The sequence below is a fragment of the Geosporobacter subterraneus DSM 17957 genome (genome assembly GCF_900142145.1).
GTDB lineage: Bacteria > Bacillota > Clostridia > Peptostreptococcales > Thermotaleaceae > Geosporobacter > Geosporobacter subterraneus.
This window is the reverse complement of sequence record NZ_FQZV01000010.1, coordinates 81,244-94,411: the sequence shown is the minus strand read 5'-3', so window position 1 is coordinate 94,411 and position 13,168 is coordinate 81,244. Positions and strand designations below refer to the sequence as shown.

11 protein-coding genes are annotated in these 13,168 nt (G+C 42.2%); 8 read left to right on the top strand and 3 right to left on the bottom strand.

The features are described from left to right. The 4 genes from BUB56_RS04710 to BUB56_RS04695 all read left to right on the top strand — a co-directional run. On the top strand, nucleotides 1-145 hold a 145-nt coding region (locus BUB56_RS04710), incomplete at its 5' end, for a transposase (RefSeq protein ID WP_190014205.1). 173 nt (nucleotides 146-318) lie between these two features. Beyond that, nucleotides 319-807, top strand: a complete 489-nt coding sequence (locus BUB56_RS04705; protein ID WP_330392553.1) for a MutS-related protein — start codon at nucleotides 319-321, stop codon at nucleotides 805-807. 76 nt (nucleotides 808-883) lie between these two features. Then, nucleotides 884-1,846 carry a 1,4-dihydroxy-2-naphthoate polyprenyltransferase gene (menA, locus tag BUB56_RS04700; protein WP_110940218.1) on the top strand — a complete coding sequence of 321 codons (963 nt, stop codon included), beginning with the start codon at nucleotides 884-886 and terminating at the stop codon, nucleotides 1,844-1,846. Nucleotides 1,847-1,860: 14 nt separating this feature from the next. After that, nucleotides 1,861-4,050, top strand: a complete 2,190-nt coding sequence (locus tag BUB56_RS04695; protein ID WP_110940217.1) for a DNA topoisomerase III — start codon at nucleotides 1,861-1,863, stop codon at nucleotides 4,048-4,050. A gap of 265 nt (nucleotides 4,051-4,315) precedes the next feature. On the opposite strand, the gene BUB56_RS04690 is transcribed toward BUB56_RS04695, so the two are convergent. Then, nucleotides 4,316-5,392 carry a M24 family metallopeptidase gene (locus BUB56_RS04690; RefSeq protein ID WP_110940216.1) on the bottom strand — a complete coding sequence of 359 codons (1,077 nt, stop codon included), beginning with the start codon at nucleotides 5,390-5,392 and terminating at the stop codon, nucleotides 4,316-4,318. A 582-nt stretch (nucleotides 5,393-5,974) separates the two neighbouring features. Between BUB56_RS04690 and BUB56_RS04685 the strand changes: the two genes are divergently transcribed. Beyond that, on the top strand, nucleotides 5,975-7,924 hold the full coding sequence (locus tag BUB56_RS04685) for an endonuclease MutS2 (RefSeq protein ID WP_207650397.1): 1,950 nt from the start codon (nucleotides 5,975-5,977) through the stop codon (nucleotides 7,922-7,924). Between the two features lie 41 nt (nucleotides 7,925-7,965). Here BUB56_RS04685 and BUB56_RS04680 read toward each other — a convergent pair whose 3' ends face one another. Next, nucleotides 7,966-9,171 carry an MFS transporter gene (locus BUB56_RS04680; protein WP_110940214.1) on the bottom strand — a complete coding sequence of 402 codons (1,206 nt, stop codon included), beginning with the start codon at nucleotides 9,169-9,171 and terminating at the stop codon, nucleotides 7,966-7,968. Nucleotides 9,172-9,300: 129 nt separating this feature from the next. Continuing rightward, nucleotides 9,301-10,857, bottom strand: a complete 1,557-nt coding sequence (locus BUB56_RS04675; protein ID WP_110940213.1) for an ABC-F family ATP-binding cassette domain-containing protein — start codon at nucleotides 10,855-10,857, stop codon at nucleotides 9,301-9,303. Nucleotides 10,858-11,183: 326 nt separating this feature from the next. On the opposite strand from BUB56_RS04675, the gene BUB56_RS04670 reads away from it, so the two are divergent. The 3 genes from BUB56_RS04670 (at nucleotide 11,184) to BUB56_RS04660 (ending at nucleotide 12,731) form a co-directional block, all read left to right on the top strand. Next, the gene (locus BUB56_RS04670) at nucleotides 11,184-11,429 is read left to right on the top strand and encodes a hypothetical protein (RefSeq protein ID WP_242946222.1); all 246 of its coding nucleotides are present in this window, start codon (nucleotides 11,184-11,186) and stop codon (nucleotides 11,427-11,429) included. Nucleotides 11,430-11,680: 251 nt separating this feature from the next. Next, nucleotides 11,681-12,460, top strand: a complete 780-nt coding sequence (locus tag BUB56_RS04665; protein WP_110940211.1) for an MBL fold metallo-hydrolase — start codon at nucleotides 11,681-11,683, stop codon at nucleotides 12,458-12,460. 82 nt (nucleotides 12,461-12,542) lie between these two features. Beyond that, nucleotides 12,543-12,731, top strand: coding sequence for a hypothetical protein (locus BUB56_RS04660; RefSeq protein WP_110940210.1), 189 nt, complete (start codon nucleotides 12,543-12,545; stop codon nucleotides 12,729-12,731). Nucleotides 12,732-13,168 lie beyond the last annotated feature (437 nt).

The following is a 13,168-nucleotide window of genomic DNA, read 5'->3' as shown; positions in this document are numbered from 1 at the left end:
CATCCGCTTAAAGTTGATCAAGATTGCATCAAAGATAATCCGATCAGCAAGATATATTACATTCAAACTTTGTAGCAGCTGCCCATATAAAGAGGAATTCTACGAAACCTTTGAAAACATAAGGCGACTCCCAAAGTTTGAATAGCAAAAACAGTGAACCTTGGCAATTTCAAAACGGGAAAAATAACCCAAAAACAACTATTACGGGATAAGTCTACCCTTTTTTAGGAACTTTTTCCTTTATATAGATTTTTAAAACTGATAAAACTCAATTTTGAGGGTCTAAATTCATTTTTTAGATCTTCATGAATAATTCAGGTGGAATGCTCTATTTTCAAAATTTATACGGTTATGAGAATCAGTGATAATCTGGAAAAAAGTATTTCTTCCTTCTACGGAGAACTGCTGGGAATTAAAAGGATCGTTGAAGCTACAAAAACGGAAGGACAAGTACTTTTCCTACTGGATGAAATCTTTAAAGGCACCAATTCCCATGATCGCCACATGGGTGCTAAGCTGTTAATCCGGCAGCTTTACGATAATGGAGCCATTGGGTTAGTCTCTACGCATGATCTGGAATTGGGTGAATTAGAAAGGGAGAGTCATGGAGCAGTAAAAAACTATCATTTTCAGGAGCATTACAAGGACAATCAAATCTACTTTGATTATAAGCTGCGGCCGAGTATATCCACTACACGCAACGCTCTTTATCTCATGCGGATGGCAGGAGTGGAAGTTGAGGATAGAGAAGACTGGTCAGGAGAAAAGCATGGATCTAGGGGGCAGGCTGTGACGCCCATCGGTTGACAATAATGATTCTGTTGTGATAAATATTAAATAGACTAATGGATAATGCAATCGCAAACAAAAGGAGGACTTATGAATGTCACTCAATAGCTTTTTAAAATTAGTAGAGATTCAAACAAAGGCTGCCAGCATGATTCCATTTTCTCTGGGAAGCTTGTACGCATTATATCGGTTTCAGCAGTTTAACGGGAAGAACTTTCTATTGATGTTTATTTCCTTACTGGCCTTCGATATGGTTACCACGGCAATCAACAATTATATGGACTATAAGAAAGCCATTAAAACCTATGGATTTAACTATGAAAGCCATAATGCCATCGTAAAATACAAGCTGAAGGAATCCACCGTTATAGGGGTCATTGGCATTTTGTTAGCTATTGCCGTCATTATGGGTTTTCTGTTATACTTAAATACCAATATAGTGGTACTGCTGTTAGGGGTGGTCTCCTTTATGGTGGGCATACTGTATTCCTTTGGGCCGGTACCCATATCCAGGATGCCTCTAGGAGAAATTTTTTCCGGGCTTTTCATGGGCTTTGTCATCGTATTTGTTTCTACCTACATTCATATCTATGATCAGAACATCATCACGTTATTTTACAGCAATGGGATGCTGCGTCTGGAGATGAATATCATTGAACTAGTATATCTCTTCCTTATTTCAGTGCCTGCAATCATGGGGATTGCCAATATCATGCTGGCCAATAATATTTGTGATATAGAAGATGATATGGAGAATAAGCGGTATACGCTGCCGATCTATATAGGGAAGGAAAAAGCACTGAAGTTATTCAAGGCCCTGTACTATATTACCTATATAGATATCCTGCTGCTGCTGGTGGTAGGAGTAGAACCGGTCATTTCTCTATTGATGCTGCTAACATTGATGCCTGTCAGAAAGAATCTAAAGATCTTTGATGAGACCCAGACAAAAAAGGATACTTTTGCATTATCTGTAAAGAATTTTATCCTCATCAATGTGAGTAGAATTTTTGCCATTGGGACTGCTTTATTGATCAACTTTTTTCTAGTCCATTAGAAGGGATTGTTAATATGAGTAAAATTGTGGTGCTGGCAGAAAAACCTTCTGTTGGAAGGGATATCGCCAGAGTTTTAAATTGTACAAAGAAGGGAAACGGGTATTTTGAGGGAGAAAAGTACATTGTTACCTGGGCATTGGGACATTTGGTAACCCTGGCAGATCCGGAGGTCTATGATCAAAAGTATGCTGCCTGGAAAATAGAAGATCTGCCTATGCTGCCCCAGCATCTGAAGCTTGTGGTGATTAAGGAGAGCGGTAAGCAGTATCATATCGTTAAGGAGCAAATGAGCAGAAAGGATGTCCATGAAATCGTCATCGCTACCGATGCAGGGCGGGAGGGAGAGCTGGTAGCCCGATGGATCATCGAAAAAGCACAGATTAAGAAGCCCATTAAAAGGCTTTGGATTTCCTCTGTTACCGACAAGGCTATCCGGGAAGGCTTTCAAAAACTGAGAAAGGGAAAAGAATATGAGAATCTCTATGCTTCAGCAGTAGCCCGGGCAGAGGCTGATTGGCTGGTAGGCATTAATGCAACCAGAGCCTTGACCTGCAAATATAATGCTCAGTTGTCCTGCGGCAGAGTACAGACACCTACCTTAGCCATCATTGGGAAGCGGGAACAGGAGATTCAGAATTTCCAACCAAAGGTCTTTTATGGTATTACTGCAGATGCGGGGAAGCTGAAGCTGATCTGGCAGGATAGGCAGTCAAAGGACATCAAGAGCTTTGATAAGGAAAAGGTAGATAGAATACTAACGTCACTAAGGGGAAAAGATGCTCGGGTGGCTGAGGTGGATAAGGTTCATAAGAAAAGCTATGCCCCACAGCTTTATGATCTGACGGAGCTTCAAAGAGATGCCAATCGGATCTTCGGCTACTCAGCCAAGGAAACCCTTTCTATTATGCAAAAACTCTATGAGCACCATAAGCTTTTGACCTATCCGAGGACAGACTCTAGATATCTTTCATCAGATATCGTAGACACCTTAAAAGACAGGATCAAGGGCTGCAGTGTGGGACCCTATGCAGCGATAGGGGGAAAGCTCTTAAGACAGCCAATAAAGGTTAACAAAGGCTTCGTTGATGATAGTAAGGTTTCCGATCATCATGCCATCATTCCCACGGAACAGCCATCATTTCTGGGAGATTTGAATGATCAGGAGAGAAAGATATATGATCTAGTTGTAAAACGATTTTTGGCTGTGCTTTACCCACCCTTTGAATATGAACAAACCACGGTTAGGGCTGCAATCGGTGAAGAACGGTTTATTGCAAAAGGGAAAAGGGTGATTGCCCAGGGCTGGAAGGAAGTCTATGGAAATCAGTTTGAGGAAGAGGAGCAAAAAGAGGAGATTGCAGAACAGCTTCTGCCTGTTGTAAACCAGGGTGATCAGCTCCATATTACGAACCTTGCACAGACAAAGGGACAGACCAAGCCCCCAGCCCCCTTCAATGAGGGAACCTTGCTTTCCGCTATGGAAAACCCGGTAAAATATATGGCAGGAGAGGATAAAGAATTGATTAAAACCATCGGCGAAACCGGCGGCCTAGGCACTGTGGCCACCCGGGCGGATATTATTGAAAAGCTGTTTAATAGCTTTTTGATTGAAAAACGGGGTAAGGATATCTGGATCACCTCTAAGGGCAAACAGCTATTAGAGCTGGTACCGGAGGATCTTAAATCCCCAGCCTTGACGGCCCAATGGGAGCAGAAATTAGGTTCCATAGCGAAAGGGGCTCTGAAGAAGGATCATTTCCTTCAGGAGATGAGAGGTTATGCCAAGGAAGTGGTACAGGAGATCAAAAGCAGTGAAGAAAACTTCCGCCACGACAATCTTACCAAGACAAAGTGCCCGGAGTGCGGCAAGTACATGCTGGAGGTAAAGGGAAAAAAAGGGAAGATGCTGGTTTGCCAGGATCGGGAATGCGGACATCGAAAGCGTCTTGCCACCGTTACCAATGCCCGGTGTCCAAACTGCCATAAAAAGCTGGAGCTGCGGGGAGAAGGGGAAGGCCAGATATTTGTCTGCCCCTGTGGTCATCGAGAAAAGCTTTCGGCCTTCCAGGAACGGAAAAAGCAGGACAGCAGCAAGGTGTCCAAGAAGGATGTGTCTAAGTATCTGAACCAGCAGAAAAAAGCACAGGAAGAGCCGATCAATACGGCACTGGCCGAAGCATTGGCAAAATTGAAGTTAAAATAGATGATTGCCCCTTTTTATAAAGGGGTAATATTTTATGGGACATATAGAATGAACGTGTGCTGCATTGATTGATATATGCTATCTTTGTTCAATTCACCTTTGTTTTTTGAATTTCTTCATAGGCTTATTCCTATCTTAACTCCCTTTATAAGGATGATCTTCTTATACTGTTTCAGAGAATATTTTATCATAGAATTTATCTCCCCACTGCAGCATTAATTCCTACAATATATGGATAGAAAGCCCTTGTACTTTGTTCCCAAACCTATTCAATAATTTTTAACTCTTTACTGAACTGATTCAATACCTCGCAGCTATCCTCCGTGACCATTACCAAATCCTCGATTCGAACACCAAACTTTCCAGGCAGATAGATGCCCGGTTCAATGGAAAAGATCATTCCCGGCACTACAGGGTTGGTATTAACTGCAGAAACATCTCCAAAATCGTGGACCTCGATACCAATAGAATGGCCTGTGCGATGGGTAAAATATTTACCGTAGCCTTGTTCCTCTATGTAACTTCGGGCAGCGGCATCAATGTCACAAAAGCGTACTCCCGGCCTTACTGCAGCAATGGCCCGGGCATTGGCTTCTTTAACGATATGATAAACCTTTACTGCTTCTTCTGAGGCAGATTGATAGAAAACTGTTCGTGTCATATCTGCACAGTAGGAGGAGGCTTTACAGCCGATGTCGATAATAATGCTGTCACCTGGCTTTAGTGCAGCATGATCGGGACTGTGGTGGGGATCGGCCCCATTAGCGCCGTAGGCAATAATCGGATCAAAAGAGGGGCCTTGGGTTCCCAGCTGCTCGTATATTTCCAACAACTGCTGTGTCATTTGTTTTTCTGTATACTTTGGAGAAATGACTTTTTGGATGTTTGCCATTGCCTGATCGTTCAGGCGGGATGCCTGACGCATCCATTCTATTTCCTGAAGGTCCTTTACGGCACGAATACTATCGATAATAGGAGAACAGTTGACATAGCTGCAGTCGGGTTTTTGTTCCATCAGCTCCAGCAGAAATTGGGCTGGCCAGCTTTTGTCAATGCCTACCACATTTTCATCCATGAGATGCTGGGCCAGCAGGGAAATCGGCTGATCCGTATCCTTAAACCAGACTTTCTCTACTCCAAGATCCTCAAATACAGGAAAAAGTTCATTAATAAATAATTTGTGATTTCCTTCGAGATTTAGATAAAGAGCCAGCATACGCTTGCCAGGGTGAATCCATTTTCCCAGCAAATAGAATATGGATGCAGGATCTGTGATGACCAGCTGAGCTAAATGCTGCTGTTCCATTGCCGACAATACCTTTTTTATACGTTCTTGATGCATTTTCCTCAAGCCTCCTTAAGAATTTATAGAAAGGTTTTATCTTAGTTTTCTAGATAGATTTGAAATCTCCTTTAAAATGTTAGCAGCGATATTTCTGAGGGGGCTTCATTAATTTTATTTATGGGATAAATCCTTCAAAAACAGGTATATTTCTGTAAGAATTGAACATCCTATCTATTGATCTTATCCTGCTTATGTTGTAAAATATTACTAGTACAGAATAAAGGGGTTTATTTGATGAGTGAGTTTGTTCTTAACTAACAAATTCAATAGAGTGGTTGTAGAAGTGGGCAAAAGCCTGGAAGACCAGGTTTATTTGGCGTACCCTTCAACCGCTGTTAGTTAAAGAACACGAAATAGCCGCCTTTATGAACCGATGTTTTTGTCATTGGCAAATATGCGATTTCTACCGTGCTCTGCACGGTATTTTTATGTCTATAAATCCTACAGATATGATTAAGGCCGCGGGTGAACTGTGTTCATTTGCTGCCTTTTTCTATTTTCCTATTCAGTGGAGGTGTAAATATGTTGCCGGTGAGATAAAGGAGGAACCTGCATAAAAAAAGAATGGAGAGATTTAAAATGAACAAAAATGCTATGGAATTGATGGAATACGTAAAAATCAAAGAACAATTAAAAGGCTTTGCCCTTTCAGAGGCAGCGCAAGAGATGATTGATAAACTGCAGCCCTATGCAGATCTTCCAACCATTGAAAGACTATTAAGAGAGACAACGGAAGCAAGGGCTATTGTCAACATTACATCCAGCATCCCATTACACAGCCTAAAAGGTATGACAAAGCTGAGGGCAGGGTTAGAGAAGGGTGCTATTCTCTCTCCGGAAGAATTGGAGATGCTATCGGGCTTTATGCGGGAGGGCAGAAGACTTAAAAGATTTATGAAGGATAAGGAGCATGCAGGACCCAATATCAGCAAATATGCCCTGTCTATTGCGGAGCTTGAAGCGGTCACAGAGGAAATTGACCGATGCATAGTCCGAGGGCAGGTAGATGACCGGGCAAGCAGTGACTTGGCCAAGATCAGAAAAAGAATCACTCTTGTAGAAGGAAAAATCCGAAGCAAGCTGGATCATTACCTCAAAGGCAGCGCCTACAGCGGATACATGCAGAGTCAAACCGTCAGTCAAAGAGACGGCAGATATGTGATTCCTGTAAAAAGTGAATACAAGAGAAATATCGAGGGAAATGTGCTGGATACTTCGGGCAGCGGGTCAACGGTATTTGTTGAACCTGCAGAAGTCAAAAAGCTTCAGGATGAGTTGAATACCCTGCGCTTTGAAGAAGAAAAAGAAGTCTATAGAATTTTGGCTGCCCTAACCGGTTATGTATTTCAATACCAGCGGGAAATTTCCATCAATATGGAGACCATGATTCACTATGACTTACTCTTTGCCAAAGGTAAATTCAGCAAAGCCATCGATGGCAGAAGTGCTGCAGTCAACGATCATCAATTTATTCAGATCAATCAGGGACGCCATCCCCTTCTGGGAAACGATGCAGTACCATTGGACTTTACTATTGGAAACAGCTATCGAAGCCTCATTATTACGGGGCCTAACACAGGAGGAAAGACCGTGGTGCTAAAAACCGTCGGACTGCTTACCATGATGATCCAATCGGGGCTCCATGTACCGGTGGAGGAGGGCAGCAGCTTTGCAGTATTCACCGATATCCTTGCAGATATCGGTGACGGTCAGAGCATTGAACAGAACTTGAGCACCTTTTCCGCCCATGTCAAAAACATCATCAGCATCCTGGCCAAAGCCAATAAGCATACCCTGGTGATACTAGACGAGGTAGGGGCAGGAACAGATCCGGGAGAAGGGATGGGTATCGGTACTGCGGTGCTGGAGGAGTTGTACAGAAAGGAAGCAACCATACTGGCCACGACCCATTACAGTGAAATCAAAGACTTTGCCCTTAAGCAAAAAGGTTTTATCAATGGATGCATGGAGTTTGACATTAGAACCCTAAAACCAATGTACCGCTTAAGCATTGGGAAGGCAGGAGAAAGCAACGCTTTTCTGATCGCCTTAAAGCTGGGGATGGAAAAAGGATTGATTGAACGGGCCCATCAGATCACCTATAAAGAAGAGAAGAGCTATTCTCTAGAGGAATCAGATAGTACGCCTATGGTGGAAAGCAGTATAGCAACAGTTCGACAGGAGTCGGTCCAAGAAAGACTGGAGGAGCCGGGACACCGGGCCGCTGCCAAAAAGCAAGAAACCAGGCAGCGGTTCAAAGTAGGCGACTGCGTGTATGTCAGCACCATGGACCGTACAGGGATTGTCTGTGAAGCCGAAAACAACAGGGGCGAAGTAGTTGTAATGGTAATGAAGAAGAAGTTTAAGATCAATCATAAACGGCTGTCACTCTATATCGGCGGCGAAGAGCTGTATCCCGAGGATTATGATTTTGACGTCTTGTTGGAAAGCAAAGAAAACCGTAAAAAAAAGAAATTAATTGAGAAAGGGGCAGGGGAAGGCATACGAATAGAATATAAGGAGTGTTAGGGTAGAACCCCCGAGGTTAAGTTGACACCTCGGGGGTTCATTTAAATATCATTTTGCAGCAAAAGAGTGCCAATAAGCAATAGAGCTGCACCAGAAAAAATCATTACTGAAACAAGGGATAAGTGATTGAGTACGATACCGGAAATACCATAGGAAATAGGCAGCGTAATATTTCCAATCATCGAGGATATACTGAAAACTCTACCGGTCATAGAAGGCGGTGTATTTAGCTGAAGCAGGGTTTCCCAGTAAATAGAGGCATTTGCAATGAGAATGCCGATGCAAAATACTAGCAGCCCATAGGGGAAAAAGATGTGAAGATCTATGAATCGAAGCATACCCAGGAGCATGTAGCAAACACCGATTAGCAAAATCACCAGGAAAAGGGATTTGGTATGAATGATCTTCTTTACCTTTGCATGAATATAAACTGCACCGAGAAGCATGCCCAGTCCCAGCATCATCTGCAAGTAGCCCATATGCTGCAGCGGATTCCCCGACAACGCTTTTGCAATAAAGGGCAAAGAAACCTGTAAGCTGCCTACAAACAGATGGACAAGGCCAATAATATATACCACCAGCAACAGCTGTCTTTGCAGCTTGATAAACCGCAGTCCTTGCTGGAGCTCAGACAGAATCGAGTTTTTGTCTTTTGCTGCCATAGATTCCGCAGAAGGAACATGAATGAAGCTTTCAAAGAAAGCAGATAGAAGATAAGAAATGCCATTGATTAGGAAAACCAGAGTAAATCCCATATAATTTACAAAGACTGCACCCAACACAGGACCGAGAACCATACTTGAAGAGCTTACCATTTGACTGAGGGAGTTGGCCCGGGAAATATGTTCCTCAGGGACAATTTGGGGAACTACTGCCTGAACCGTCGGATCAAAGAAAGCGGAGGCAAGGGAGATCATGACAGCCGCCGCAAAGATCTGCCACACCCTTAGCTGATTGCAGTAAGATAGGTGGGCAACCATTAGGACAAGGATACCTCTCAGCACATCCGCCAGAATAATGATATTCCTGCGATTCCAGCGGTCGATAAATACGCCGGCGAAGGGGCCAATCGCTAAACCCGGCAGTACAGATGCTGCCATGAAAAAACCCATGATCATTGGAGACTGGGTCTTTTCCAAAAGCCACCAGGCCAAGGCGATGCCATAGAAGCGATCCCCTATTTGAGAGACGATTTTTCCCGTCCAAAGCAAAAAGAAATCTTTATTGATAAATAGCCGATGAAACATTGAATCTCATTCCTTTACTATAGAATTGATACAATGTCATCTTAAACTATAAAGCTGTAGTCAGGTCAACAGGATTTATGATTTTTCTGAAAAATTCTTTGAATAGGTTCGAATTTTTTTCTATTACTTCTATATATTCTTTGTCGTCCAGGATTCACAGTTCCAGACATCTGTAGTTACATCCCGATAGAATTCCGGCTCGTGGCAGATCAGCAAAATACTGCCTTTATACGCTTTTAAAGCTCGTTTTAACTCTTCTTTTGCATCTACATCCAAGTGGTTGGTAGGCTCATCCAGGATCAATAAATTGGATTCTTTGTTGATCAGCTTACACAGTCTTACCTTCGCCTGTTCCCCACCGCTGAGTACCAGAACCTTGCTTTCAATATGCTTCGTCGTGAGACCGCATTTTGCAAGGGCAGCCCTTACCTCATACTGGCTGTAGGCGGGGAAGTCCTTCCACACCTCTTCAATACAGGTATTGTAGTTAGCTTCCTTGATTTCCTGCTCGAAATAACCGATGTACAGGTATTCACCCAGCTCTACGGAACCGGATAGGGAAGGGATAAGTCCTAAAATACTCTTCAGTAATGTGGTTTTTCCAAGACCGTTGGCACCCGTTAATGCGATCTTCTGACCTCTTTCCATACGAAGGTTAAGGGGCTTTGTCAAAGGATCATCGTAACCAATTACAAGGTCCTTTGTTTCAAAGATCAGCTTTCCAGAGGCACGGGCTTCTTTAAAATTAAACTCAGGCTTCGGTTTCTCCCTTGCCAGTTCGATTACATCCATCTTATCCAGCTTCTTTTGTCGGGACATTGCCATGTTTCTTGTAGCTACCCGTGCTTTGTTTCGCGCTACGAAATCTTTTAACTCGGCAATTTCCTGCTGCTGCTTTTTATAGGCAGATTCCAGTTGCTGCTTTTTCGCTTCGTAAACCTGCTGGAAGTTGTTATAGTCTCCTACATATCGGTTTAATTCCTGGTTTTCCATATGATAGATCAGATTGATTACACTATTTAAGAAGGGGATATCATGGGAAATCAGTATAAATGCATTTTCATATTCCTGCAGATAACGCTTCAGCCATTCTACATGCTGTTCATCCAGGTAGTTGGTAGGCTCGTCTAACAGCAAAATATCCGGCTTCTCTAACAAAAGCTTAGCCAATAATACCTTCGTTCTCTGACCGCCGCTGAGATCATTCACATCCTTATCCAGGCCGATGTCCTCCAGGCCTAAACCTCTGCCGATCTCTTCTACTTTAGAATCGATAATGTAGAAATTATTATTATCCAAAAGATCCTGAATGGTACCCATGTCTTCCAACAGGCGTTCCAACTCCTCTGGAGAAGCATCTGCCATCTTGTCGCATATTTGATTCATTTCTGCTTCCAGATCAAATAAATACTGGAATGCACCCTTGAGTACATCCCGGATGGTCATTCCTTTTTCCAAAGCGGTGTGCTGGTCTAAGTATCCCACACGGACACGCTTTGCCCACTCAATTTTTCCCTCATCAGGTTCTAGTTTTCCCGTTACGATATTCATAAAGGTCGATTTTCCTTCACCATTGGCCCCAATGAGACCAATATGCTCACCTTTTAGTAGGCGGAAGGATACATTGTTAAAGATAGCTCGGTCCCCGAAACCGTGGCTAAGATTTTTTACGGTTAAGATACTCATTGCGGGCTCCTTTCCTTTTTATATATCAGTTGACTGTAAGATCAAATTACTTGAAAGTACATGCTGTGATTTTGTGAAAACATACATAATAGATTATATACGAGATAGCCGCCGATTCAAAGAGAAATTTGTTAAAAAAAACAGGAAAGTTCAGGGTAATCATTATGGAGGTAAAATGAAAGATATGAGCGTAAAAAAAGTTAAAAAAATATTAAAAATTTAGAGGAATTTTCTTAATTTTCTATAATATACATAGTATGGTTGTATTCAAAACCGATGCGAAGAAAGACTTCTAATTCAACTTACTAAAAATGGGGGTTATGTGTATGAAAAACTTGCATTATTGTATGGATTGCAGAAGGATCGCTGCTTTTAACGGAGAATGCAGTTACTGTCAATCAACGAATTTTAAAGACCTTGTCAAAAAAGCACCGGTAAATGTTATTGGAACAAAAATCAAAGGTAGAGTAATGAATGTAAAGGATCAAATGGTAGAACTGGTCTGTGTAGATCAGGGCAATATTAAGTCCTTAAAGCAGTTTGAAGCAGAAAAACTGAGAAAAATATTATAGGTCAGTTAGAAAACCAGCCTCTTATCTTCACCAAGATAGGAGGCTTTTATTTTGTAGTGAAACGAATAAAAGCAATACAAAAAACAGGAAAAAGTCAGCATATGTCCAAATAATCATACGATAGGGCGTTAATGGAAATACTACGCTGTGCAGGGAGTCAATTTGATCCTGAGATGGCTCTGTTGTTTGTAGAAATCATGAAGGATAGGCTGAATTAGCATTGAAGAGAAAATGAATACAGGAGGAGAGCCATGAAGGAAATGATTGCCATTGCAGAAGGAATCAGACAGTATATTTTTGTAGAAGACGAAGACAAGTCGCTGATGGATGTAAATATAACTGTGCTGGTAGATGGAAAACGAGCCTTGCTGATTGATACGGCGTATCCGGAGCAGGCAAGCAGGGTTTTGGAGTTGCTACATCAGGAAGGAATCACACCGGATGAGATCATATTGTCTCACTATCATCCCGATCATGCTGCCGGAGCCCATGTTTTTGAAAAAGCGAACCTGTCCTGTAGCATGCATTATGAAGAAAACTATCAAAAATGCAGTGAAATATGGGACCCGGAAAACACCTATCTCAAACCCAATAGATTGGTAAAGGATCAGAATGAACAGAATTTTGGCCCCTTTCATATTTCATTTTTTCATGCACCGGGGCATTGCAAATGCAGTCTGATTACGGTGATCAATAAGGAAATAGCCCATTGCGGGGACTTAGTGATGCAGGCTTCCGACGACAGACCTGCGCTGCCTTATCTGTGCAGGGATGGAGATTATCAGGAACATATAGACAGCCTTGAAAGATTAAAATTCCTGGATTTAAAGCAGCTGATCCTGCCCCATGGGAGGCCGATCCTAGGGAAAGACCAAATTCATCATGCCATCGATGCTAGAATCCATTATCTTAAGAAGGTACTGGAAAGCAAGGGAAAACTGGCGGTAGAGGAATGCTTATATGGAGAGGCTGAGGATTGGGCTTTCTTAAACTATCATAAGGATAATATTACTTTATTGGATAAAGTCTAAGACAATAAATAATAGCAGGGGATATAAATCGAATAGGATAGAAGATGACTTATCAAATCATTTTTTCCAAGGAGAATTTAAGATGCGTTGGATTGTGTTTACGATTAGTGCTGTGGGCGCTTACATTATTTTTTCCATTCAGTTGGGAAGACCGGGAGGACTGCTTGAAATCTCACTGAGTCTTTTGCTGGCCGGGGTATTCCATGTATCCAGGTCAAAGCTTCGCAGGGAAGCAAAGACATCACCTAAGGGAAAGAAGAAAAGAAAATGAAGCAGGATTAGAGATATTCATTCAGAGCGTAATTGAATAACAGAGTAGAGCTTGGAACCAGCCGATTGTGTATAAGACAATCGGCTGGTTTTTTATATAATAGGAAAGTTCTGCTTTCCTATTATATAAAAAGAGGGGTTGTAGGGGATGAAATCCCCTGCTGCTGTAAGAGGGGTGCTCAGGCTGCTTTGCAGCCGTCGAAGGGGAACTAGGTTCCCCTAGCGAAGCACATTGCGTGTGCTTTTTTAGTAGGCCACACAAAGGACAATATGGAGAAGCTAGGCTGACAACTGAACAGCAGCGGAATCACTGATAAAATAAATCTAATATTACAAGATTTCAAAAAGTATTGACAACTAAGAAAAAGATGATAAAATAAAAGCAAGTAATTACTTGCACGCATTGCATTGATAATGAGGTCATTTGTTAGTAGGGGG

Coding starts and splice junctions, on each gene's coding strand:
- BUB56_RS04670 (WP_242946222.1), top strand. CDS start 11,184: ATGAAAAACTTGCATTATTGTATGGATTGCAGAAGGATCGCTGCTTTT.
- BUB56_RS04695 (WP_110940217.1), top strand. CDS start 1,861: ATGAGTAAAATTGTGGTGCTGGCAGAAAAACCTTCTGTTGGAAGGGAT.
- BUB56_RS04665 (WP_110940211.1), top strand. CDS start 11,681: ATGAAGGAAATGATTGCCATTGCAGAAGGAATCAGACAGTATATTTTT.
- menA (WP_110940218.1), top strand. CDS start 884: ATGTCACTCAATAGCTTTTTAAAATTAGTAGAGATTCAAACAAAGGCT.
- BUB56_RS04690 (WP_110940216.1), bottom strand. CDS start 5,392: ATGCATCAAGAACGTATAAAAAAGGTATTGTCGGCAATGGAACAGCAG.
- BUB56_RS04675 (WP_110940213.1), bottom strand. CDS start 10,857: ATGAGTATCTTAACCGTAAAAAATCTTAGCCACGGTTTCGGGGACCGA.
- BUB56_RS04685 (WP_207650397.1), top strand. CDS start 5,975: ATGAACAAAAATGCTATGGAATTGATGGAATACGTAAAAATCAAAGAA.
- BUB56_RS04660 (WP_110940210.1), top strand. CDS start 12,543: ATGCGTTGGATTGTGTTTACGATTAGTGCTGTGGGCGCTTACATTATT.
- BUB56_RS04680 (WP_110940214.1), bottom strand. CDS start 9,171: ATGTTTCATCGGCTATTTATCAATAAAGATTTCTTTTTGCTTTGGACG.